This is a genomic window from Companilactobacillus bobalius, from assembly GCF_002179915.1.
Lineage (GTDB): Bacteria > Bacillota > Bacilli > Lactobacillales > Lactobacillaceae > Companilactobacillus > Companilactobacillus bobalius.
Window position 1 is genome coordinate 14,255 of sequence record NZ_MYFM01000007.1, and the last position, 21,636, is coordinate 35,890.

Genomic DNA, 21,636 nt, shown 5'->3' on the forward strand with positions numbered 1-21,636 from the left:
GAAGAGTTGGAAAATGACGAAGTTAACTAAAATAGAAAAGGCATATAACAAATGGTGGTTATCTCGATTTGATAGTAATAATTACAAAACCATTTGTTTATATAACGGAAATGAAAAAGTTCAGGAGTACACAACTGCTAATAAAAGGTATAGCGATCAAGAGGATGCTGCAAGTGCGTTTTGGGTCATAGATCGGATGGGACTAAAGGTTACTTGTATAGCAGTTGACGGTAAGAAATTTACACGGTACAAAGGCCGTTTAATCAGGGTGTTGGGATGACAAAAAATACATTAGTCGATTTAAATAATCATTTATTTGAAGAAATGGAACGCCTTAATGACGATTCATTATCCGATGAAGAACTCAATAAAGAAGTTTTAAGAAGTAAAGCTATGACTAATGTTGGGGATAAGATAATTCAAAACGCAAATGTGATGTTGAAGGCAAAGGTTGCATATGATGATATTAACAGTGCTGATTCAAATGGACGTTCACAAATTTTACTAGGTGATGATAAAGATGATAAGGATATTCACGAAAAAACAAAGTGACTTTATTTATCAAAACTATAAAAGTATTAGTAGTCAGCAGCTTGCAAATTTGGTCAATAAAAAATTTGACACAAATTTTACAGCCACACAACTTAGATCATTCAAAGTGCATCATAAATTAAAAAGTGGCTATAACAATTATTTTAAACCTGGGATGATTCCCTGGAATACGGGAACCAAAGGCTTAATGAAAGCTAATAGTGGGAGTAGAAAACCAGTTCCAATCGGTAGCAAATATATGAAGTATGGAAAAGCTTTGATAAAAACCGATACTGGCTGGAAACAATATTCCAGATATGTGTATGAAAAATATCATGACTGTAAATTAAATTCTAATGAACGTATTTATTTTCTTGATGGAAATAATCGGAATTTTTCAAAAAAGAATTTAACCAAAGTTACCAAACAAGAAATTGCCAGAATTCATCATGAAGGTTATTTTTTTAACAATCCAGAATTAAATAAAGCTGGTATTAATATTGTGAGATTAAAAATGAAAGTCAGAGAAATAGATGCTAACGACAGAAAAGATAAATGAATTAATTGGCGTGAATGATTCATGGAAGGCACCAGAGAAGCTGCTATCAACAATATTGAATAAAGATAAACGTATTCAATTATTCAAAGTGTTCCTAAAAAATGAAACGGATATGAGTTTTGACTGGTTTCATATGTATTTTCAAGATGAAGCGGCTGATCGGAAGAAGAAAAAGCAGGACTTTACTCCTCAATCGGTTTCAACAATCATGAATAAGTTAGTTAATACAAAAGACGATAATTATTTTGAACCTGCCGCAGGAACTGGTGGAATTGTGATTGATCATTATTATCAAAAATGTTTAAAGCAAACGCTTTGGGACTATAGACCTAGTGAACATTATCATATTTTAGAAGAACTATCAGATAGAGCGATACCGTTCTTACTTTTTAATTTAGCAATTCGTGGAATGAACGCAACTGTGATTCAAATTGACAGTTTATCCAGAGAAAAATGTAAGGGTATCTTTTTCGTACAAAACGTTAAGAATGATGCATTAAGCTTTAGCGATATAAACATAATGCCTTATTCAGAAGAGGTCAAAAAAGAATTCAATATTAAAAGCTGGAGTGACGAACGCTATCCAGAACATATTGAAAACAAATTGGAGGAAGTATTTGATGCAAAATCAATTGAGCGTATCAAGGAGATTCGCTAATAATGCAGAAATGTATTATAGAGCTGAAGATGGATCAACCAGAAAAATTAGCAGACAGAATTTAATAAAAAAAGTTAGAGGTATGACATTTTATGATTACTATAAATGGTTCATAGCAACTGAAAAAGAAGGCAAAGTTAGAGGCGTTACTTTAGATAAATATCTTGCGTCCTTGGAACAGATTAAAAAAATTGCTCCTGATATGTTACTAATTGATTTAGAAAATAATCGTCAAAATTTGCAGTTTATATTGGATGGTTACGGAAAAACACATCAACGCTTGACCGTTATGGATTTTAGAACTCAAATTGGTGCGGGTTTAGGCTTCGCGGTAGATGATGGATATATTCGAGGATATGCAAAAACCGGAATCGTAATTCACTCTGTCGAAGAAACATGGACCCCTGAACAAAGAGCAGCGGTAAAACAAAAGGTTAAAGCATTTAGTGCTACGCAGTTTAATAAATTTAAGTCTTATATTGACTTCAAGTTGGATGCTATGTTAGATCAAGAACCAATTTATCACGGTGAGGACTATACGAAATCAGCAAAGGGAAGAGGTCAAAGCAGTAGCTATCAGATGTATTACATGCTTTACGCCGTATTAATTCATACAGGGGCTAGATTTGCAGAAGCGTTAGGATTTCGGTACACAGATGTAGAACGTGATTACTTAAATATTTCAAAAACTTGGAATTATAGAAAGCCTGAGGGAGAATTTCAAAATACCAAAAATGTTGGTTCGATACGACACATAACAATTGATGAAACACTTTATTCATTACTAAAAAAATATTATCAGTTTAAAGAAAAGTACGATATTCCCAATGATCCTAGTAGGCCACTTATTAATGAAGGTGTAAGAATATTTAATAGTACGGTTAATAATCAGCTTGAACTTATTGAAAACCATTTAGGATTGCCAAGATTGACTGCACATAAGCTAAGACATAGTTATGCTTCATATTTGCTTTATCAAGATATTCAACCTCAAATTGTTGCTAGACAGCTTGGACATACGGATACGAGTATGCTCTTTAAAGTATATGCTCATATTCTTGAGGAAAAGAAACGAGCATCAGATGAAAAAATCAAAGGGTTGCTGTCTTAGTCAATAACTACTTTTGGTGATAAAGGATTAAAAGCCCGCTGGTTAGTCTTTATGAAAGGATTAGAGGGATGAATATAAAAGACAAACAAAAGCTAAACATGGTTAATTCTAAAATATCCGATTTAACTACAATGGTTAAAGAAAATAAGAACTTTTTGACAGAAAATGTAATGGATAAGTCTACGTTCAGCACATTGTTGAAGACTTTAGAATCTGTAAGTTCTGAATGTAGTATTAAGAATAGAAAATTAGGATATGGCGTACAGGAAGATGATTAAGGAATATCAAAGAACTGAATTAATAAGGGCTGAACAATTTGATGGATCTCAAGAAATGATTAAGAATTATGATCTCCAATTAATTGATTACGATATCAAAGAGACAAGATTCGGTCCGATAGCTATTGAATTGAGTAAAAAGCGACCAAGATATTTTATTAAATCGTTGGAAGAATTTTTAGAACTAAAAATTAGTGATTGGATTGTCACGGGTGCCAATGGTGAACATTGGGCAGTTAGAGATAAAGTATTTAGAAAAAAATATGTAGAAGTTAAATAATGCCAATATCGATATCTGAATTTTTTATTCTGGCTTTTATATTCATTGTCTTAATTGCTTGCTATCAAATCTCTAGGCAAAATAAGTTACTCAGAAAGCAAAATGATGACTTAACAAAAAATTATAATCAAAATGTTAAAGATTATGAGATCGTGGCTAAACAAAACAAACTAATGAAATCTAGTTTTAAAGAAATAATTGGAATAATGAAAAATGTCGGTAACGATCAGGAGAAAGACAGATGATTAGACAACAAATTGTTTTAAAATAGTCTGGATTGTGGGTATACACGTACGATGATGGCAAACTCGTTAAGCTAAAAAGAGCTTATCCAAATAAGGATTGTATTGTAAAGATGGATTCAAATTTTATAAATTAAGTGAGACTGAAGTAAGTATTGATTTTAGAGAGGGAGCTGCAATATTTTTAATTAATTTGAAGCTGCTTTCAATAAAAGACATCGATAATAACAATGGGAAGGGATTACAGGGATGAAAGAAATAAGTTTAACACCAGAATCTATTAAGGAGCTTGCTACTGAAATTATAAATATTAGTGACAAGAAAACAGATAATGAGCGAGGTAAGGAATTACGAAATGTGAAGATTCTCTTGGTGAATTATCGATACTTACAAAATCATCTTGATGTAAAACTTCCTGAGATAGACATAGATGGTGAACTATCTAGAAACCAATTAAGTTTGTATGCGTTGCTTGGATATAGAGAACGTTCCAGAGAAATGATGGAATTCGTTAATGAAGTTCTTGGTAAGTATAAAAAAATATGTATGTCTGGTAATGATGCTGACAAAAGAAAGTTCGGTATTATTGACGGCTTGTATCTAAGTGAGAAGAGAAAGAGTAAGCAGTGGCTATGCGAATATTGGAACATAGACGATTCGACTTTAAGAAGAGATCAGAAAAAAGCATTCGGTGAATTAAAAGTCATGCTGTTTGGGATTGATAGCCTTAATGACATTTCTAGATGAATGCACATTTCATGCACAAAAGACGACGACAAAACCCTAATTTAAAAGCTTATATTAGTATTGTAGATAATTTCGGTAAGGATTATCTATAATACTTTTTTGTAGCACTTTGTTGACCTCCTTTTCTATAATATGTTTTCGATTAGTTAATGCCAAAGCTTAACTCAAGTTTGGACTGAATCAGTTGGGGTTTACAGCAGGGATGACCTCTGTAATTGATGGTTCGATTCCATCCAGTCCATTTTGCTAGCCGTGAAACTTATACCACTATTCGTACGTGGTTGACACCGTGATGATGAGGGGTCAGACGTGATACCGTAAAGGTTAGTAGTAGTGTGATAGTTTAATGGTAAAACACTGACAGTGTCGGCGATGCAGGTTCGAGTCCTGCTCATGCTATTGTGGGAGTGCCAGCTTCCACGTTAAAAGTATTAAATATTTGAGTTCCTCCTTTCGGATATAATTGGGCTGGTTAATCCTAGCCAATATTGTGTAGTAGCCAAGTGGTAAGGCAACAGACTTTGACTCTGTGAGCATAGGTTCAACTCCTATCTGCACAATTGATTGTCGTAAAGCAATCATAAAATATAAAAGAAAGAGCTTTTAGTTCTTTTAATTTGCAAACAACAGCAGTAGTCAGTGGTGAAAAGGGTAACACAGGATGATGAGATAGTGTAAAGGGCTATTGATATGTATATCGCCTCCGTTTGATACGACTCTAACGTAGCGTACGTAGTCGAGAGCGTGGCAAGACAATTCAAACATGCATGGTTCGATTCCATACCTGACGATGGTTCCAAAATAATATATAGGTGGAGAAACCCTATATTTACTAGAAAACACTATCTTAATCGATGGTGTTTTTATATAATCTTCTTGAGAAACTTTTCAGGAGGAAATTAATGGTAGTATACTCGGAGATATCTAATATGCTTAAAGACATTTCAAAAATTGCAAAGAAAATCAATGATTCAGAATTGAATTCTTCAATTATTGAACTTCAAGGACAAGTAATGGATTTATATAATGAAAACATTGAATTAGTTCATGATGTTGCTACATTAAAGAAAGAAAGAGATATTACAAAACAAGTAGCATTTGGTAAAAATGGATACGTATTTGTCAGTGATGACGGACCATATTGTCCCGGTTGTTATGGAAGTAAAAACAATCTTGTTAGATTAACCCCGGATGGAAGTTCAAGACATTATTATAAATGTTCTAGTTGTAAATCAACATTTGATGTTCCTGCATCATAAAGATTTGCCTATTTGAATTTGTAACCACTTCTTTCAAGATTGAAATTATTTATTGAATCATATAAAAAATAGGATATATATATGATTGATAGTCTGACAATTTATTTGTTAGTTGATTTTATTACAGTGCTAATAATATCGATATTAATTACTAAATACTTTAAAGATAAATAATTAGAGGTCACATCAAACGATGTGGTCTTTTTATTTACAAAAAAGCCACGATAAAAGTTGTAGCAATTTAAGCGTTCAATTTAGATTTTAAAGCATCGGAAAAGTTAACATCAACATAGATAGTTATGTATCGGTTGGAAGGTTGGTATCTTATTAGTTTCCTTAGCTAATAAAATTGGTTCGATTCCAGTAGCCGAAATAGATTGGAGGTATGTCAATGAACAGACTACAAAAGAAACACATCAAGGAATATCTTGATGAGAACAGGATGAGCATGGATGAGATACAGCAAGCCTTCCTTGACTCATTCACAATGAATCAAGTATCTAATGAGGAAGCTGCTGCTCTGTTTGTATCACTGATGCGCAACATGCTACTCATGCCACACAACGCTGCTCAACTGGAAGAGTTGGATATTGATCCTAAGAAGCTGAGTGTTGACGCCATCACTGAACTAATAGGTGTATGGGCTAAAGAGTATATCAAAGGTATGAAGAAGTAACATGAACTTAATGACTGATGACATGTTACATAAACTAAGAGACTGGATTGCTAATGATGATGTGATTAAGTTCTATCACACAAGAGAGTGGCAACGAGTGAGATCGGCAAGGCTGAAGTTAGATCATGAAGAGTGTCAGGTATGCAAGACACAAGGCAAGCATACACATGCTACTACTGTTCATCACATCAAACATGTTCGTGATTATCCTTTACAAGCATTAAGTTTAAGTAACACCGAGACGATATGCAGGGTACATCATAATCAGGAGCATCCAGAAAAGTTAGAAGCATTTCATAAAGACAAATTTGAGAATGAAGAACGTTGGTAGCACCCCCCCGGTCAAACCAAACGGCAAATCCCTTGGGGAGACAAACAACGGGATAGGGTGAAGACTTAACAAATTTATTGATTCTCACATGAGAGGGGGGTGTATTAAAAATTGTGGTTGGAAAGAAGGCAATAAATGCTAAGCATTTGAGAGAATCGTTGCAAAATCAACTAAAATCCATGGAAGCTGATACACCTCATTTTGAGGATTTGGTAAATGATTATGTTAGTTTTTTTGATATAAAAAATGACTTAATTAAAGATATTAAAGCTCGTGGTGTATCAATTGAGTGGAAAAACGGTGACAAACAACATGGTTTTAAAAAGAATGACTCGATATCAGAGCTAGTAAAAGTTAATGCACAGATGTTAAAAATATTACAGCAACTACATATTGAAACGATTGAAGGTGAGCCTGAAGAAGATGACGATTTCTAAAGTAAAATATCATCCTGCTATCGATGAATACATGAATGGTGTTTTATCTGGTAAGATCGTTGCCTGTAAAGAACAAATCCAATTAATGCACTTTCTAATTGATAAATTGGCTGATCTACATGCTGTTTTAAGAACTGATTTGATAGATGCGGCCTTGGAGAATATTGAAAAACATTTTGTATGGAAACTTCTTCCATGGGAAAAATTTATTTTGGCCTTTGTACATGGAGCATTTTATGATGATGGAAGCTTAATGTTTGATGAATTTCTAGTTCTGTTAGGTCGTGGTGGTGGTAAGACTGGTTTCATGTCAGTTGAAGAGTGGTTACTAGCTAGTAAGCAAGGTATTAGAAATTATGATGTTGATATTGTAGCTACTTCTGAAGAACAAGCCACTACTTCTTTTAATGAAATTTGGGATTTGCTTGATAGTAATCCACGTAAATATAAAAAATATTTTCAGTGGACTAAAAAGCTAATTAAATATAAAAAAACTAATTCTAAAATAAAATACCGAACTAGCAACGCTAATACTAAAGATGGTGGGCGACCTGGTGCGGTATTTTTTGATGAAATTCACGCTTATAAAGATGAAGAAACTATCAACGTTTTTACTTCCGGACTTGGTAAGAAACCTTATCCACGTAGATTTTACATGACCACTGATGGATATAATCGTGAGGGCTTCTTGGACAATTTGAAAGATGAGAGTGAGATGGTTCTTGCTGGCGAACGTCCTAAGCGAAGAATGTTTCCGTTCATTTGTAAGCTTGATAGTCCTGATGAATGGGAAGATGAAACAATGTGGGAAAAAGCTAATCCATCATTGATTTATTTTCCAACGTTAAAACAAGAAATGGAATCAGAGTTTGAAAAAGCTCATGATCGAGATCAGGCACGTATCGAATTTATGACTAAGCGGATGAATATTCCAGCAAGTAAGGCACAATCACCTGTTGCCAGTTGGGATAACATCAAGGCAACTAACCAAACTACTCCAGATTTACGTGGTAGAAGTTGTATTGTGGGAATTGATTTTTCTGACACAATGGATTTCTGTGGTATAGGTTTGTTATTTAAAATTGGGAATAAATATTACTGGAAACACCACTCACTGATTAACTACAAAGCACTGGAACATAGGAAGTACAAAGTTCCACTAGATGTAGCAAAAGAAAAAGGATTTATTAAAATTATTGACGACGAAACCAACCGGCCTAAGTACGTAGTTGATTGGATATTGGAACAAGCAAAATATTATGACATCAAGGATATTGCAGCCGATACGTTTAGACGAAATTACTTACAGCAAGAGTTTACTAATAATGGTTTTGGCGAACTATTAGCAGCAAGAACCGGTATCAAAACACATACTGATCTGGAAAATACGATTGATGATTTGTTTGCTTATCATAATATTGTTTATGTTGATGATGACTTTATGATGCGCTGGTATACAAATAACGTTTATAAAGATCGTGATAGCAGAGGAAATATTGAATATAAAAAAATTGAACCAAAGCTAAGAAAAACAGATGGGTTCTTTGCGTTTCTAAATGCATTCCAATTTAGAGATAAACTAGATGTTCCGGTTGCTACATATCACAGAACATTAAGAACTCATACTTACTAGAAAGGAGGTGAGCGGTTGGGATTTTTTGATTTATTTAAAAATAATGAACCAGTTAGAGTTACTGAGTCACAACAAGCCATAGACCTACGAAAAAAGCAGTATAAGTTGTTTGAAGATTACATTAATTCTTCGACAACTAATACTGCTTTTAAGTTATATGCAATTCAGCTGTGTATTAATCGAATTGCTAATGCTTTAGTGAAATGTGATTTTCAAACCTTTAAGAAGGGCGAAAGATTTCAAGGGGATGTTTGGTATCAATTAAACATTGAGCCTAATCAAAATCAAAATGCAGCTGATTTTTGGAATAAAGTTATTTATCAGATGGTAATGAACGAAGATGGAGCCTTAGTTATTCAATCAAGAGTTGACGGATCATTGATAGTAGCAGATGATTTTACGTTTCATGAATATGCTTTTAAACCAAATATTTACTCAAATATTTTAGTTAATAACTATTCTATGAACAGTAGTTTTTTGGAAAATGAAGTATTTCATTTGAAACTGAATAACTCAAAAGTTAAATCTTTGTTTGACGGTATCTTTGAGCAGTACGGCTCATTGCTGAATGGCGCAATTAAAAACTATAACAGGAGTAATGCGATTAAGTACGCTTTGAATATTGATTCCACATTTGACCAATTAAAACAGAAACCGGTTATTGATGAGAATGGTACTCAAGTTACTGATGAGAACGGTACTCCGTTAACTGAATATGACACTGTTATTGATGATTTGTTTGGTGAACGTTTAAAAGGGGTCTTTAGTGATAAAGATTCAGTTACACCTTTAGAATCTGGTTTAACGCTTAATGATTTGAATTCAACTGGTAACAGTAAGTCCTCAGGCAGTGCTGCTAACAAAACCACTAGAGATATTTCAGCAATGGTCAGTGACATTGTAGATATGTCAGCTGATGCTTTTATGATTCCTCGTGGATTGTTAAAAGGTGATACAGCTGACATTGACGGAATGACCGATAACTTTATCTCATTCTGTATCAATCCGATAGCTGAACAAATTGAAGATGAAATCAATCGAAAAATGTTTGGTCAAAAGAATGTTTCCAAAAGAACATACTGCAAGATTAGAACTGATAAGATTAGAAATTACGATCTCACTAAGATTGCTAATTCTGCTGAATTGATTAGTCGTATTGGTGTTTGGTCTGTTAATGACATTTTGAATTTTATGGATTATGAACCAATCAAGGAAGATTGGGCTGATAAACATATTATTAGTAAGAATTACAGTCTGGTTGAAGATGATTTGAAGGGTGGTGAGAATAATAATGACGAAGGAAATGAAAATGAAAAAGATTAAAACTGTTTTTAATTTAGTACAAAATGAAAATGAACCTGCAAGACTAAATTTATATGGGTTCATTGGTCAAACATTTTGGAATGAAGATGAGCAATCAATTACTGCTAAAGCAGTTGCAAAAGCCTTATCAGAAATTGATAGTGATGAAGTCGATGTTCATATTAATTCTTATGGCGGTATAGCATTCGAGGGTATCGGTATTTACAACCAACTTAAGCAATCAAATAAAAAAATTAATATTTATATTGATGCAATCGCTGCAAGTGCCGCATCAGTCATTGCAATGGCTGGCGACACTATTTTTATGCCAGAAAATGCTCAGATTATGGTACATCATGCTGCTACAGATGTTTATGGAAATGTGGAAGAATTAACCAAGGCCATTCAAGGATTGAATGCTATGGATGAATCCATGATTAAGACATATGAAACAAGATTCGTTGGCACAGAAGAAGAATTAATCAAGCTGATGGATGATGAAACATATCTGAATGCTGAGGAAGCTATTGCCTTGGGATTTGCAGATGAAATTGTTGATTCAGCAGCAAATGATGACGAGGATTCTACTGAAGAAAATGTTAAACAATCATTATTTGCTAAGTATTCAGGTAATCAAATGGTTGCTAGAAAAAATTCTAGAATTACATCAGCTCAAATTACATCAAATGGAATTCAATATGAAGAAAAAGTACCTATTGAAGACAATCATGAGACAACAGCCGAATCAATGGCTAGTAAATTTGCTAAATTTATTGCGGAAGAAGGAAATTAATAAATGAAAAATCCAGATTTAAATACACAAGAAGTAAAAGATGCACGTATTGCTATGTTTAAGGCAATGCGTGATGGTGATGACAATGCTCAAGAAGAGGCGTTTGGAGAGTTTGCAACATCTTTACAAAATTCAATCGGTGCTACTGCTATGAAGCATGTTCAACAAATGAATACAGAAATGAATGATGAAAAGATTCTTGAAACACGTGGAATTCGTAGACCGATGACCTCCAACGAACGAAAGTTCTTTGCGGATGCTGCTAAAAAACAATCATTCGAAAATTTAGATGAAACACTTCCTGAAACAGTAGTTGAGGACGTATTATCACGTATTAAGGAAGACCATCCATTGCTAGCAGCTATTGATACTCAAAATGTGACAGCCTTGATGAAATTAATTTATGCTGATCCTACTAAGAAAACAGCATTCTGGGGCACAGTACCATCAGACATTAAACAAATCTTGTTAGATGGATTTAAAACATTATCACTAGAATCAAGCAAACTATCTGGATTTCTTGCCATTCCTAAAGGATTCTTCAAGCTTGGACCTGCATATTTGTCTGAGTATGTAACAACATTTTTAGAGGAAACCATGAGTGCAACGCTTGAAACAGCAGTTGTTCAAGGAAATGGGAAACTTCAACCAATTGGTATGATTAAGAAATTAAGTGGTGCCGTTGACGGAGTTTATAAAGATAAGGAAACAGTTGCTGTAAATGATTTGAAGCCATTGTCATTAGCTGGAATTCATGCAGCTTTAACAAAGGCCAAGACAGCTAATGGACCAATTTCAGTTATGGTTAACCCTATGACATACTGGTCAAAGCTATTCCCACAATTGGCTGTTAATGATGCTGACAACAACTGGCATTTAATTACTTTGCCAACTGGAGATACAATTATTCAATCATATGCAGTTCCAGAGGATAGATTAATTTTTGGATTTACAAAAAATTATGTATTAGGTGTTTCGGGTTCTGTTGAGTTTAATCAATACGATCAAACCTTAGCAATCGAAGACATGTATTTATTCATTGCTAAGTTTTTTGGTATGGGTGTTGCCAAGAATCAAAATGCATTCTTTGTTGCTGATATTTCAGGTATGGAAGGCGCTAAGGTTCCAGAACTTGAAGGAGATCCAGATGTACATAAAGCCGGTAAAATTGGTGATGTAACGGAAGAAGGCTCTTTTGATTCAAAGGGAACAACTAAGCCTACGACAGATCAAACTGTAGCTGAAATTAAAGCGTGGCTAGATAATCAAAAGATTGATTACACAGGGAAGACATCCAAGGATGACCTATTATCCTTAGTCCCAGCTGAATAGCTTGTGGAGGTAATTAATGGATTATAGAGTAGACGATAAGTTGCTAACACAAGTAAAGAGTGAACTTCAAATTACCTTTACTGAACGTGACGACAGCTTGAGAAAAGCTATCCAACGAGGGATGGCGTTTATTTCCAGTCGAGTTGGACCGGTTAAATTTGTGGGTGATACAGAAACAGAGATTGTAGCAAATGATTTGCTAATGAATTACTGTCGCTATTATTGGGATGGCTATCGACAGATGTTTCCGATTGATTATCAAAGCGATATCCTACATCTTCAAATTCTAAATGGTTCATCTAGGAGGTCTTTCAATGAAGCGAAGGCTGACTAATTTTACCGATGGTGTTTTACACTACGGAACAATAAAAACTAAGCGTAACGAACTGAAAGAGAAAATTGGCTTCGATTTAATCGAAGCTGGATTTCTCTTTTTTGATTACAAACAAATCCGTCAAGAAGATGAAGAATTATTCGATTCTGGAAAGGATCAAACATCTAATTTAAAGGTTGAAACTTTTTTTGTTCCAGGAATCGATAAAAACATTCAAAAAGTAGCTATCAATGATGATTACTATGAAATTGAATACATCGATTTGTCCACGGATAGACAAAAAATGTTCTGGTATTTAACTAAGGAAGGAAACCTAAATGAAATTTAATGACACATTAAATCTTGATGAATTCATTGAAATTATGAATGCACAGGCTTATCCACTTTTTGATACCTCTTTAGGAAAAGACGAAATTGTTTCAAATAAATCCTTCTTTGTTTATTCAAAGAAGGGTGCTATCAGACCTTCGGATAACGATAGAAATCAATTTCTGAAGGATTTCACATTATCATTTGTCACACGTGATAGTTCAACAATCAATGTCTTGTCGCTTGCTGAAAGTCTTAAAAAAGCTAGATTACGCTTCACAGGCTCTGAAGTGGAAAATGGTAAGTTTACTGATAGCAACGAAGAGGCCGAGATGACCACTCTTAATTTTGTTCATGTAATCAAAGTAGGTGAGTGGTAATAATGGCAGAATATTTCTTAAATTATGATAAATCTCAAGCTATTCAAAATGAAATGGCTAAAATTCCTGATAAGGCTGAGAATGCTGTTAACAAAGTTGTGCATAACTTTGGGGCAAAGGAAGCTATTCAAGACATCATAAAATTTATGCCAGTATCAAATCGGGATAAGAAACATGCTAAGACATCTAATTCACTGAAATTGGACATGCTGAATTTGGGATTTAGAATTTATGCTCGTGGCGGTGCAGCAAAGAATAAGGGTAGTTTCGGCTACCTGGTATTTCCTAATGATGGTATTGGACCGCATAATTTCATTGACCAAAGGTTCTTTGAACAAGGTGGGGATGCTGCATCAAATAAAATATTTAACAAAGTAATGGAAGCATTGGAAGATGCTTTACAACTCTAAGGAGAAAATAAATGGCTGAAGAATATACAACTTTTGATGAATACAAAGTAACTGATGCTGCTATTAAGTGGCTTGAGGATAATAAGTACATTACACCTGCGGTTAAGCTGGGATGTACAGGAAAACTTGAAATTGAAACAACTTTAAAAACGGTTGTTAAAAAATGTGAAGGTGACACGGTTAGATCCGTTGATATTCCTACACAACTAAAATGTAAATTTACTGGACATATGCCAGTCGAAAATTTGCGTAAAGTTTGGGGATTGAAGACAGACGGGTTAAAAAAGGGCGTATATGCCTATGGAACAGATTCACGTCAAGGTCGTGGAATTATGTCCTTTAAGGTTCTTGACTTGGACGAAGTGATGGCAATGCTACGTGCGTTTCCTAATATGCAATTTTCAGGTGGTATGACTTGGGAATTAGAAAACGGCGGTGAAGAAATTGCCGAAATAGAGCAAGAATTTATTGCTATGAAAGACGATAATAACAAATTTTTCTACGAAGCACTTCAAAGTGAAGTTGATACAGACGTAGCAGATAAATGGTTGACAGACTTTACACCAGACTTAGTAAAGGCCGTAGCACCAGCATCTTCTACAACAACATCAAAATAATAAAGAGGTTTTAAGATGATTGATGAAATTACACTAAATAATGGCGAAAAAGTAAGAATTAAGCCAAAAATTTCAATTAAAGCATTAAGAGTTTTTCAGGATAAAGGGCTCTTGCCAGAATCCCTATTACAAGCCTTTGTTGGTGCAGATAAGGAACCTAAAAAAATGGAGCCTTATCTTATTAATTCAACTTGGATTGCTTATTTGAATGCCAATCCTGATACGAAGATGAGCCAAGATGATTTTGAAGATAAATTGGATTTGGACTTTGAACAATCAGGTAAGATTCTAACCGAGATGATTAGCGGTTCGGCCAAAGCAGATGCTAGATTTGCTAATGGATTTAAACGTTCAACAAAAAAAGGAAACGGCAAGGACAGGAAAAGAAAGCACCGAAAATAATTATTGACGACGTAGAAGATTTATTTAGCTTCTACGTTTTTTTTATAGGAATTGAGCCTGAAATTGCCGAAAATTGGCCAATTAGCAGTTTGAACAAATTGGCAATTAATAAAGTTGAAGTAGAAAATTATTTAAATTCATAAATTAGAAGGGAGGTTATTTAAGGGCAAACGGAAAAGAGATTCAACTTGAATATAAGGTAATTAATCAGCAATTCAAATCTGCTATTAAAGAAAATAGTAACGCAATGACTTCCTTAAATAAGCAGTTTGCATTGCAAAAAGAGCAAATGCGAAACACTTCTAGTGAGTCGGAAAAGCTCGATGCTAGCCTAACTAAGCTAAATAGCCAATATGAGCTAGCTAAGAGTAAGACTCAGATCACATCTGAAGCTCTAGAAAATGTTAAGAGAGTTACGGGTGAGAATTCTGAAGAAACCCGTCTTTGGACAAACAAATTATTAACCGCCGAGAAACAAGAAGAATCTTTAAAAAATAGAATTACCGCAACCAATGAGAAATTAAATGAGGCTAAGAAAGCTGAAAGTGAAGCGGCTCAAGCATCTCAAAAAAGGCAGGCCACTTTAAAATCACTTGCATCGGAACAAAAATCTCTTGAGACATCTTCTAGTAATCTTTCAAAGGAATATCAACTGGAAGTAGCACAACTTGGGAATAATGCTAAGGCCAGTGATAAGGCTAGATTAGCAAAGCAATACTATGCAAAACAGGAACAAGCTACGGCTGAACAGGTTAAGAATTTAGAGAAACAACTTGAATTGGCCAAAAAAGAATATGGTGAAAATTCTCAGCAAGTACAAGATTTAAATGGCAAGTTATTAGAGGCTAAGAAGGCTAACCAAGACTTTGCTAATTCTTATGCCGACTCTACTAATAAGATGAAGAATTTTGGATCAGCAATGACTAACGCCGGAGATAAATTGAAATCTGTCGGTAAGGGTATGACAGTTGGTGTAACTGCACCTATTGTTGCTGGTGTTGCCGCTTCGGTTAAAGCTGCTAGTGATTTTGATAGTGCATTTACAGGCGTTAAGAAAACTGTTGATGAGGTAAAAGATTCTAACGGCAAAGTCAAAATATCTTATAAAGATTTAGAGACTGGCATTAGAAACATGGCCAAAACGATTCCAGCCACTACAACAGAAATTTCTCATGTTGCTGAAGCGGCTGGACAATTAGGAATTAAAACACCTAATGTTTTAGGCTTTACCAGAACAATGATTGACATGGGACAAGCAACCAATATGTCATCAGAAGATGCTGCTACTGCACTAGCTAAATTGGCCAACATCACTGGTATGCCACAAAAGAATTTTGATCGTTTAGGTTCGGCAATCGTTAACTTAGGTAATAACATGGCTACGACCGAATCCGATATCGTTGATATGTCATTGAGACTTGCCGGTACTGGTCATCAGGTTGGATTAACTGAATCGCAAATCACTGGTTTGGCAGCTGCTATGTCATCTGTTGGTATTCAAGCTGAAGCCGGTGGTGGCGCAATGTCTCGTGTCATGCAAAAAATTAATACTTCCGTGGCTAGTGGCGATAAGACCTTAGGACAATTCGCCAAAGTCTCAGGAATGTCATCATCACAATTCAAGCAACATTGGAAGAGTGATGCTTCCGGAGCAATTGTTTCATTTGTTAAAGGACTTGGTAAAGCCAAAGCTAGTGGTAAAGATGTCACCTCAATGCTAAAAGATATGGGAATTAATTCGACACAAGAAATCGATACTATGTTACGTCTTTCTGGTGCCGGAGATACTTTATCTAAAGCTTTGAAGATTTCAGGTGATGGTTGGAAACAGAATACCGCTTTGACACAGGAAGCTGAGAAACGCTATTCAACTTTCAGTTCCAAACTGAAGATTGTTAAGAACAAGGTTTCTGATTTAGGTATCGAATTCGGTGGTCCTTTGATGGATGCACTAAGTAATGTGTTGGATGGTTTAGAACCGGTATTCAAAGTGTTAGAAAATATTGCCAAGGCATTCAACAATGCAAGCCCAGAAACACAGCAATTTATTATGGCAATAGCCGGTGTTGCTGCTGCAATAGGGCCATTATTAGTAACTATTGGTTCGGTAATTAGTGCCATAGGTGCAATAGCCAACGCATTAAAAGGCATAAAATTGGCAACGGCCTTAATGACCGGTGGTATAGGCGCAATTATAGCAATCATAGCTGTTTTGGTGCTGTATATAGTTACTCATTGGGATCAAATAAAAGCTAAAACTGAAGAAGTTTGGAATGCAATTTCTACAACAATTTCAAACGTCTGGAATTCGATAGCTACAGCGACATCTAATATTTGGAACTCAATCACTTCATATCTATCAAATCTGTGGTCAGGTACCGTTTCAACAGCAAGTAGTATATGGAACGGATTGGGTAGCTTCTTTAGTGGACTTTGGACATCAATAAGTACAGCAGCAAGTAGTATATGGAACTCAATTACCTCGTACCTATCAAATCTATGGACAAGTACCGTCTCGATGGCTTCAAGCATATGGAATGGATTAGGAAACTTCTTTAGTAATTTATGGACATCGATAAGTACAACAGCAAGCAGTATTTGGAATTCAATTACCACTTATTTATCAGGATTATGGACAAATATTGTATCAATCGCATCGAGTATATGGACTGGATTAGTCAGCGTAATCACTGTTATTTTTATGACAATTCAGTCTGTCATTCAAGGTGTATGGCTATTTATAACTTCTTGGTTACAGTGGGCTTGGCAAGCAATCGTTGCTTTAACAGCACCAATATGGCAACCATTAGTAGAATTCTTTAGTCAAATGTGGCAAATTATTTCTACCACAGCCCAAAGTGTATGGACATTCATAACTAATACCTTGAGTATTATTTGGACGACTATAGTTACTACGGCACAAACGATTTTCAACGCATTAAGTAGTTTCTTTACCACGATTTGGAATGCTATTTCTACTGTATTTATAACGGTAACTTCTGCAATAGAAAGTAGAGTTGTGACTATCTGGCAAGCAATTGTTAGTGTTACAACGAGCGTTTTTAACAGCATAAAAAATATTATTACAAGCATTTGGCAAGCCATTGTTTCGGTAACGACTTCGGTACTTAATTCTATTAGTTCAGCAGTCTCAGCCGGATGGAATGCAGTCAAATCAGTAACAGTTTTGGTGATGAATGCGATTAAATCGGCGGTTTCAGCTGGATGGAATGCAGTCAAATCCGTGACAACTTCGGTGATGAATGCTATCAAATCAGCAGTTTCAGCAGCTTGGAATGGAATCAAATCCGTAACAACTTCGGTGATGAATGGAATCAAATCGGCGGTTTCAGCTGGATGGAATGCCGTTAAATCTGTAACATTGTCTGTTTTAAACGGAGTTAAATCGACAGTATCCAGCATTTGGAATGGAATCAAATCAACAATTTCAAGTGTCGTTAATGCAATTAAATCATTAGTAAGTAACGCTTGGAACAATATCAAATCAGTAACATCAAGCGTTTGGAATGGAATCAAGTCAGCAATGGTTGGTCCAGTTCAAGCCGCTAAATCGACTATTTCTGGAATTGTTAACGCAATAAAAGGATTTTTCTCGGGAATGCACCTTAGAATTCCTAAGATTAGCTTGCCACCATTGCCACACTTTCATTTATCCGGAAAGTTTAGCTTGAAACCACCATCAGTACCACACTTGTCTGTAAGGTGGAATGCTATTGGTGGAATCATGAAAGCACCAACGATTTTTGGAATGAACGGTGGAAACCTTCAGGGTGGTGGTGAAGCCGGACCCGAAGCAATTCTTCCATTAAATTATAAAAATCTATCTGCAATTGGTAATCAGATTGTACAAGCTACAAATGAAAGAATTAACAGACCCGTCACACAGAATGTTCAAATGACTTTCTACAATACAGTTAGAGATAACGAAGATGTTGATAGAATATTTGAACGTGCTGATTCGTGGATGGGAAATCAAAGTAATAAATCCAGTTTTGGAGTTAGGGGGAATGCATAGTGAGTTTGCATATTGTTGTCGACGGAGTTTTTGATTCAGATATGTTACTAGCGGTTGCAGATCGTCCCAAAATTTCAAATCCAGATTTTGAGTATGAATCAGAATATGTCGAAGGACGAAACGGAAGTTTGAATCGTCTCAAGTACATTAAGGATGTGACGCAAAAGGTTCAATTTAATATTTTGGAGAATTTTAATGTCAAAAAAAAGCTACGACACATAAAGTCGTGGCTTTTCAATTGTCAGAAGATTTATTTTAGTGATGACATAGTTTATAGAAAAGTTAAACGGGTTCAAATAGGCGACATTGATAATGAAATCGCTGAGTACGGTTCATTTGAAGTTTCATTTATTTGTGATCCTTTTGAATATCTACGTGATGAACGTGAAATTACGGTAGAGAAATCTGGAACCATTTATAACCACGGAACTGTATTTTCATTGCCAAAAATGGAAATATTGGAGAGCGGTCAGGGGACGATTACGATTAATGGTTCACCTGTAAAGCTGAACTTGGCCGTAGAACACGCCTATATGGACTCCGAAATTCAAGAAATTTACAAAGATGACAAGAATTTAGGCTTATCGATGATAGGCGATTTTCCTAAGTTAAACCCTGGTAAAAACACGATTGAAATTAGTGGTGGATTGAACTCGATAAAAATTAAAGTAAGGGAGAGATATTTATGATTAGACTCTTTCCTGAAAATGCTACTGAAGAACAATTCAAAACTAATGGGATTGCTGTTCTTGATAATGGAGTTAAATCTAATTCCGTCGAGTGGACAAAAAATGGAATGTACAGTTTTGACTTTGATTATTTTAGTAGTGCCAAGTTTAGCAGCTTAATCAAGGGTGACATGATAGTTATTGCACCGACACCTCTTGGAGACCAACCATTTAGAATTCATAAAGTAACTGAGCAAATTGGATTCACAAAAGTAGAGTGCTATCACATTTTCTATGACCTAGCTTCAAATTTAATTGAGGACTCTAATTTTGTTAAATCCACTGGTAAAGCATTGATGGCAAGATTCAATGCAGCATTTCAGTATTCGACTAAATTTAGATTTAGTTCTGATATTGAAGATGTTACTAATTGCCGAATGGTCAGAATGAATCCAGTTCAGGCGCTTCTAGATACATCAAAAAGTAATACTTTTATCAACCGTTGGGGTGGAACTATTTATCGTGACGGTTATGATGTGAAAATGCTGAAAGCAGTTGGTGAAGATAGAGGTTTCCGAATAAATCATGGCAAGAATTTAACAGGATACGATCATCAAATCGATTGGGAACCTATGGCAACAAGAATAATGCCCATTGGGTTTGATGGTTTAATGCTTCCTGAAAAGTACGTCGATAGTCCCTTGATTGATAAGTATGAAAATGTACGAATCAAGACGGTAGATTATCAGGATGTTAAAGCTCAAGATGCAAATTCCACTTTGAACCAAGATGGTGCGGTTCCGAAAGAGCAAGCCTATGAGCAGTTAAGAAATCTTGCTAAAAAAGAGTTTGAAAAGAATGATGCTGATAAGCCAACAATTAATATCAAAATTCAGTTTAAAAATCTAGGCGATACAAGAGAGTATATTCAGTTCAAAAAGTTGGTAGACGTTCGCCCATTTGATGTCGTTCATGTTCAATTAAATGATTTTGACATTAAAGATAGCATCGTCAGCTATAAATTTGATGCTTTAACTCAGGAATATACCGAAATCGAATTGGGAACCATTACTAGAACCGGACTATCCGACAAAGCTAATAATACTGAAGCAAGTATTAACGACGTTAAAGATGGTATGGACAATATTCAAGGTGATTTGGATAATACCAAAAACGATTTAGAAAACAGTAAAAGTGAATTGAAAGATATCCGTTCTGATCTGCATGATTATGATGCTCACATAGATGATTTGACATCACAAATTGATGATAATCGGGATAATATTTTTAACTATATTAACCGTCCTGGTAACGGGGTAATCAAATTTAGCCCTGATCGTGATAATGCGACAGACATGACAATTGAAAGTAGCGCTGGGAGTAGATTTAGATTAAACAGCTACGGCATTTCATATGATGGTTCAGGTAAAACAGCCATGGATAGTCGTGGATATATCTATGCAGATAATTTCATAGGTCACAGTATGAGCAGTGTCTATATGGAAGGTGGAGAGCTTCATGGCGCCCGAATTACAGGCGATACTTCAATTGATTTAGCTGGAGATAATGGAAATGTCGTTTCTCTTTCTGGCTACGGAATGACATCACCAAGAGCAACTATTTGGCAACTTGATGGAGTTCAAAAAATGAACATTGTAAATGGCGGATATTTAATGGTTGGTGGAGCTAATCTTTGGGGTGATGGTACCGGAAGATTATTTGTTGGACCAACAGGCAACGTGTCAGCATCACTAAGGATACTAAATCAATCAGATCTTTAAGGAGATTAACATGGAAAAAAAGGAAAAGACGTTTGGCCAAAAAATGATTGAAAATTTGACTTATAAAATTGCAAATCTCGAAAGAGATAATTCTGCACTTTTCGTGGAAAATCAAGATTTGAGAATTGAAAATGCAAAGTTGAAATCGAGTAAGGGGGTAAAGAAATAAATGTATATCTACATAAAGACTGATAAACGTGGAGTTGTCACTGATTTTGAACACAATTCAGATGCCACAGAAGATGATTGGCCAATGAATTTTTATGACTTCTCTACTACTAATCCCGATTTGGAAAAAGAGGGTTACATTAAGACGTATTTGGGTGACGGAGAGTACAAAATGTTTGAGGATTATCACGATCTTTATACATACTCTGAACATTCTCTACACCAGCCTTTTAATATCCCACAACCAAGTACAGCAATTTTGCAAACTCAACTTGGTGCTGTAGCAGCAGAAGGACAAAAAAATGGCAGTGATCTCAATGAAGTGAAGTCACTGCTGAAAGAAATTTTAGAAAAGGAGTGAT

General features: G+C 35.2%; 27 protein-coding genes and 2 tRNA genes. All 29 read left to right on the forward strand.

Translation table 11 applies throughout. The features are described 5' to 3' along the window. Positions 1 to 13: 13 nt before the first annotated feature. The 29 genes from LKACC16343_RS10820 (at position 14) to LKACC16343_RS10955 (ending at position 21,635) form a co-directional block, all read left to right on the forward strand. A complete protein-coding gene (locus LKACC16343_RS10820) occupies positions 14 to 280 on the forward strand; it encodes a hypothetical protein (RefSeq protein WP_056951575.1) in 267 nt (88 codons plus the stop codon). Beyond that, positions 277 to 552 (forward strand): hypothetical protein, encoded by a 276-nt coding sequence (locus LKACC16343_RS10825; RefSeq protein ID WP_056951576.1) that lies wholly within the window; start codon positions 277 to 279, stop codon positions 550 to 552. Before LKACC16343_RS10820 ends, LKACC16343_RS10825 begins: the two co-directional genes overlap by 4 nt. Then, the gene (locus LKACC16343_RS10830) at positions 521 to 1,090 is read left to right on the forward strand and encodes a hypothetical protein (RefSeq protein ID WP_056951578.1); all 570 of its coding nucleotides are present in this window, start codon (positions 521 to 523) and stop codon (positions 1,088 to 1,090) included. The genes LKACC16343_RS10825 and LKACC16343_RS10830 overlap by 32 nt, the downstream gene beginning before the upstream one ends. Continuing rightward, positions 1,065 to 1,748 (forward strand): N-6 DNA methylase, encoded by a 684-nt coding sequence (locus LKACC16343_RS10835; RefSeq protein WP_056951580.1) that lies wholly within the window; start codon positions 1,065 to 1,067, stop codon positions 1,746 to 1,748. Before LKACC16343_RS10830 ends, LKACC16343_RS10835 begins: the two co-directional genes overlap by 26 nt. Beyond that, complete coding sequence (locus LKACC16343_RS10840; RefSeq protein ID WP_056951582.1) at positions 1,711 to 2,859, forward strand: site-specific integrase; 1,149 nt, start codon at positions 1,711 to 1,713, stop codon at positions 2,857 to 2,859. Before LKACC16343_RS10835 ends, LKACC16343_RS10840 begins: the two co-directional genes overlap by 38 nt. 98 nt (positions 2,860 to 2,957) lie before the next feature. Next, positions 2,958 to 3,137 (forward strand): hypothetical protein, encoded by a 180-nt coding sequence (locus tag LKACC16343_RS10845; protein WP_143444249.1) that lies wholly within the window; start codon positions 2,958 to 2,960, stop codon positions 3,135 to 3,137. After that, the gene (locus LKACC16343_RS10850) at positions 3,130 to 3,417 is read left to right on the forward strand and encodes a hypothetical protein (protein ID WP_056951587.1); all 288 of its coding nucleotides are present in this window, start codon (positions 3,130 to 3,132) and stop codon (positions 3,415 to 3,417) included. Before LKACC16343_RS10845 ends, LKACC16343_RS10850 begins: the two co-directional genes overlap by 8 nt. A gap of 491 nt (positions 3,418 to 3,908) precedes the next feature. Beyond that, positions 3,909 to 4,406 carry a hypothetical protein gene (locus LKACC16343_RS10860; RefSeq protein WP_056951591.1) on the forward strand — a complete coding sequence of 166 codons (498 nt, stop codon included), beginning with the start codon at positions 3,909 to 3,911 and terminating at the stop codon, positions 4,404 to 4,406. A gap of 332 nt (positions 4,407 to 4,738) precedes the next feature. Next, positions 4,739 to 4,805: transfer RNA gene (locus tag LKACC16343_RS14360), tRNA-Thr, on the forward strand. Positions 4,806 to 4,895: 90 nt separating this feature from the next. Then, positions 4,896 to 4,966: transfer RNA gene (locus tag LKACC16343_RS10865), tRNA-Gln, on the forward strand. A gap of 369 nt (positions 4,967 to 5,335) precedes the next feature. Further along, complete coding sequence (locus LKACC16343_RS10870; protein WP_143444251.1) at positions 5,336 to 5,665, forward strand: hypothetical protein; 330 nt, start codon at positions 5,336 to 5,338, stop codon at positions 5,663 to 5,665. A gap of 448 nt (positions 5,666 to 6,113) precedes the next feature. Continuing rightward, positions 6,114 to 6,341 carry a hypothetical protein gene (locus LKACC16343_RS10875; protein WP_143444253.1) on the forward strand — a complete coding sequence of 76 codons (228 nt, stop codon included), beginning with the start codon at positions 6,114 to 6,116 and terminating at the stop codon, positions 6,339 to 6,341. Between the two features lies 1 nt (position 6,342). Further along, complete coding sequence (locus LKACC16343_RS10880) at positions 6,343 to 6,672, forward strand: HNH endonuclease (protein WP_056951597.1); 330 nt, start codon at positions 6,343 to 6,345, stop codon at positions 6,670 to 6,672. A 113-nt stretch (positions 6,673 to 6,785) separates the two neighbouring features. After that, positions 6,786 to 7,109 (forward strand): P27 family phage terminase small subunit, encoded by a 324-nt coding sequence (locus LKACC16343_RS10885; RefSeq protein ID WP_199250834.1) that lies wholly within the window; start codon positions 6,786 to 6,788, stop codon positions 7,107 to 7,109. Continuing rightward, on the forward strand, positions 7,096 to 8,742 hold the full coding sequence (locus LKACC16343_RS10890) for a terminase TerL endonuclease subunit (RefSeq protein WP_056951599.1): 1,647 nt from the start codon (positions 7,096 to 7,098) through the stop codon (positions 8,740 to 8,742). The genes LKACC16343_RS10885 and LKACC16343_RS10890 overlap by 14 nt, the downstream gene beginning before the upstream one ends. Before the next feature lie 15 nt (positions 8,743 to 8,757). Further along, on the forward strand, positions 8,758 to 10,065 hold the full coding sequence (locus LKACC16343_RS10895; protein ID WP_056951602.1) for a phage portal protein: 1,308 nt from the start codon (positions 8,758 to 8,760) through the stop codon (positions 10,063 to 10,065). Further along, on the forward strand, positions 10,052 to 10,837 hold the full coding sequence (locus LKACC16343_RS10900) for a head maturation protease, ClpP-related (protein WP_158106614.1): 786 nt from the start codon (positions 10,052 to 10,054) through the stop codon (positions 10,835 to 10,837). Before LKACC16343_RS10895 ends, LKACC16343_RS10900 begins: the two co-directional genes overlap by 14 nt. A 3-nt stretch (positions 10,838 to 10,840) precedes the next feature. Further along, positions 10,841 to 12,169: a phage major capsid protein gene (locus tag LKACC16343_RS10905; protein ID WP_082604495.1), complete on the forward strand. Its 1,329-nt coding sequence runs from the start codon at positions 10,841 to 10,843 to the stop codon at positions 12,167 to 12,169. A gap of 16 nt (positions 12,170 to 12,185) precedes the next feature. Further along, entirely contained in the window at positions 12,186 to 12,503 is a 318-nt protein-coding gene (locus LKACC16343_RS10910) for a hypothetical protein (protein WP_056951605.1), read from the forward strand. Next, positions 12,484 to 12,831: a hypothetical protein gene (locus LKACC16343_RS10915; protein ID WP_056951607.1), complete on the forward strand. Its 348-nt coding sequence runs from the start codon at positions 12,484 to 12,486 to the stop codon at positions 12,829 to 12,831. The genes LKACC16343_RS10910 and LKACC16343_RS10915 overlap by 20 nt, the downstream gene beginning before the upstream one ends. After that, positions 12,821 to 13,192 (forward strand): hypothetical protein, encoded by a 372-nt coding sequence (locus tag LKACC16343_RS10920; protein ID WP_056951610.1) that lies wholly within the window; start codon positions 12,821 to 12,823, stop codon positions 13,190 to 13,192. Before LKACC16343_RS10915 ends, LKACC16343_RS10920 begins: the two co-directional genes overlap by 11 nt. Positions 13,193 to 13,194: 2 nt before the next feature. Continuing rightward, positions 13,195 to 13,602: a hypothetical protein gene (locus LKACC16343_RS10925; RefSeq protein WP_056951612.1), complete on the forward strand. Its 408-nt coding sequence runs from the start codon at positions 13,195 to 13,197 to the stop codon at positions 13,600 to 13,602. Between the two features lie 11 nt (positions 13,603 to 13,613). Next, positions 13,614 to 14,219: a hypothetical protein gene (locus LKACC16343_RS10930; protein ID WP_056951614.1), complete on the forward strand. Its 606-nt coding sequence runs from the start codon at positions 13,614 to 13,616 to the stop codon at positions 14,217 to 14,219. 15 nt (positions 14,220 to 14,234) lie between these two features. Further along, entirely contained in the window at positions 14,235 to 14,621 is a 387-nt protein-coding gene (locus LKACC16343_RS10935) for a hypothetical protein (protein WP_056951616.1), read from the forward strand. Between the two features lie 247 nt (positions 14,622 to 14,868). Continuing rightward, positions 14,869 to 18,657 carry a phage tail tape measure protein gene (locus LKACC16343_RS10940; RefSeq protein ID WP_056951618.1) on the forward strand — a complete coding sequence of 1,263 codons (3,789 nt, stop codon included), beginning with the start codon at positions 14,869 to 14,871 and terminating at the stop codon, positions 18,655 to 18,657. Continuing rightward, entirely contained in the window at positions 18,657 to 19,346 is a 690-nt protein-coding gene (locus tag LKACC16343_RS10945; RefSeq protein WP_056951620.1) for a phage tail domain-containing protein, read from the forward strand. Before LKACC16343_RS10940 ends, LKACC16343_RS10945 begins: the two co-directional genes overlap by 1 nt. Further along, positions 19,343 to 21,106 (forward strand): phage tail spike protein, encoded by a 1,764-nt coding sequence (locus tag LKACC16343_RS10950; protein ID WP_056951622.1) that lies wholly within the window; start codon positions 19,343 to 19,345, stop codon positions 21,104 to 21,106. The genes LKACC16343_RS10945 and LKACC16343_RS10950 overlap by 4 nt, the downstream gene beginning before the upstream one ends. 10 nt (positions 21,107 to 21,116) lie before the next feature. Continuing rightward, positions 21,117 to 21,275, forward strand: coding sequence for a hypothetical protein (locus LKACC16343_RS14365; protein ID WP_156638746.1), 159 nt, complete (start codon positions 21,117 to 21,119; stop codon positions 21,273 to 21,275). Then, complete coding sequence (locus LKACC16343_RS10955; RefSeq protein WP_056951624.1) at positions 21,276 to 21,635, forward strand: hypothetical protein; 360 nt, start codon at positions 21,276 to 21,278, stop codon at positions 21,633 to 21,635. Position 21,636 lies beyond the last annotated feature (1 nt).

Coding starts and splice junctions, on each gene's coding strand:
- LKACC16343_RS10820 (WP_056951575.1), top strand. CDS start 14: ATGACGAAGTTAACTAAAATAGAAAAGGCATATAACAAATGGTGGTTA.
- LKACC16343_RS10825 (WP_056951576.1), top strand. CDS start 277: ATGACAAAAAATACATTAGTCGATTTAAATAATCATTTATTTGAAGAA.
- LKACC16343_RS10830 (WP_056951578.1), top strand. CDS start 521: ATGATAAGGATATTCACGAAAAAACAAAGTGACTTTATTTATCAAAAC.
- LKACC16343_RS10835 (WP_056951580.1), top strand. CDS start 1,065: ATGCTAACGACAGAAAAGATAAATGAATTAATTGGCGTGAATGATTCA.
- LKACC16343_RS10840 (WP_056951582.1), top strand. CDS start 1,711: ATGCAAAATCAATTGAGCGTATCAAGGAGATTCGCTAATAATGCAGAA.
- LKACC16343_RS10845 (WP_143444249.1), top strand. CDS start 2,958: ATGGTTAATTCTAAAATATCCGATTTAACTACAATGGTTAAAGAAAAT.
- LKACC16343_RS10850 (WP_056951587.1), top strand. CDS start 3,130: ATGATTAAGGAATATCAAAGAACTGAATTAATAAGGGCTGAACAATTT.
- LKACC16343_RS10860 (WP_056951591.1), top strand. CDS start 3,909: ATGAAAGAAATAAGTTTAACACCAGAATCTATTAAGGAGCTTGCTACT.
- LKACC16343_RS10870 (WP_143444251.1), top strand. CDS start 5,336: ATGCTTAAAGACATTTCAAAAATTGCAAAGAAAATCAATGATTCAGAA.
- LKACC16343_RS10875 (WP_143444253.1), top strand. CDS start 6,114: ATGGATGAGATACAGCAAGCCTTCCTTGACTCATTCACAATGAATCAA.
- LKACC16343_RS10880 (WP_056951597.1), top strand. CDS start 6,343: ATGAACTTAATGACTGATGACATGTTACATAAACTAAGAGACTGGATT.
- LKACC16343_RS10890 (WP_056951599.1), top strand. CDS start 7,096: ATGACGATTTCTAAAGTAAAATATCATCCTGCTATCGATGAATACATG.
- LKACC16343_RS10900 (WP_158106614.1), top strand. CDS start 10,052: ATGAAAAAGATTAAAACTGTTTTTAATTTAGTACAAAATGAAAATGAA.
- LKACC16343_RS10905 (WP_082604495.1), top strand. CDS start 10,841: ATGAAAAATCCAGATTTAAATACACAAGAAGTAAAAGATGCACGTATT.
- LKACC16343_RS10910 (WP_056951605.1), top strand. CDS start 12,186: ATGGATTATAGAGTAGACGATAAGTTGCTAACACAAGTAAAGAGTGAA.
- LKACC16343_RS10915 (WP_056951607.1), top strand. CDS start 12,484: ATGAAGCGAAGGCTGACTAATTTTACCGATGGTGTTTTACACTACGGA.
- LKACC16343_RS10920 (WP_056951610.1), top strand. CDS start 12,821: ATGAAATTTAATGACACATTAAATCTTGATGAATTCATTGAAATTATG.
- LKACC16343_RS10925 (WP_056951612.1), top strand. CDS start 13,195: ATGGCAGAATATTTCTTAAATTATGATAAATCTCAAGCTATTCAAAAT.
- LKACC16343_RS10930 (WP_056951614.1), top strand. CDS start 13,614: ATGGCTGAAGAATATACAACTTTTGATGAATACAAAGTAACTGATGCT.
- LKACC16343_RS10935 (WP_056951616.1), top strand. CDS start 14,235: ATGATTGATGAAATTACACTAAATAATGGCGAAAAAGTAAGAATTAAG.
- LKACC16343_RS10940 (WP_056951618.1), top strand. CDS start 14,869: ATGACTTCCTTAAATAAGCAGTTTGCATTGCAAAAAGAGCAAATGCGA.
- LKACC16343_RS10950 (WP_056951622.1), top strand. CDS start 19,343: ATGATTAGACTCTTTCCTGAAAATGCTACTGAAGAACAATTCAAAACT.
- LKACC16343_RS14365 (WP_156638746.1), top strand. CDS start 21,117: ATGGAAAAAAAGGAAAAGACGTTTGGCCAAAAAATGATTGAAAATTTG.
- LKACC16343_RS10955 (WP_056951624.1), top strand. CDS start 21,276: ATGTATATCTACATAAAGACTGATAAACGTGGAGTTGTCACTGATTTT.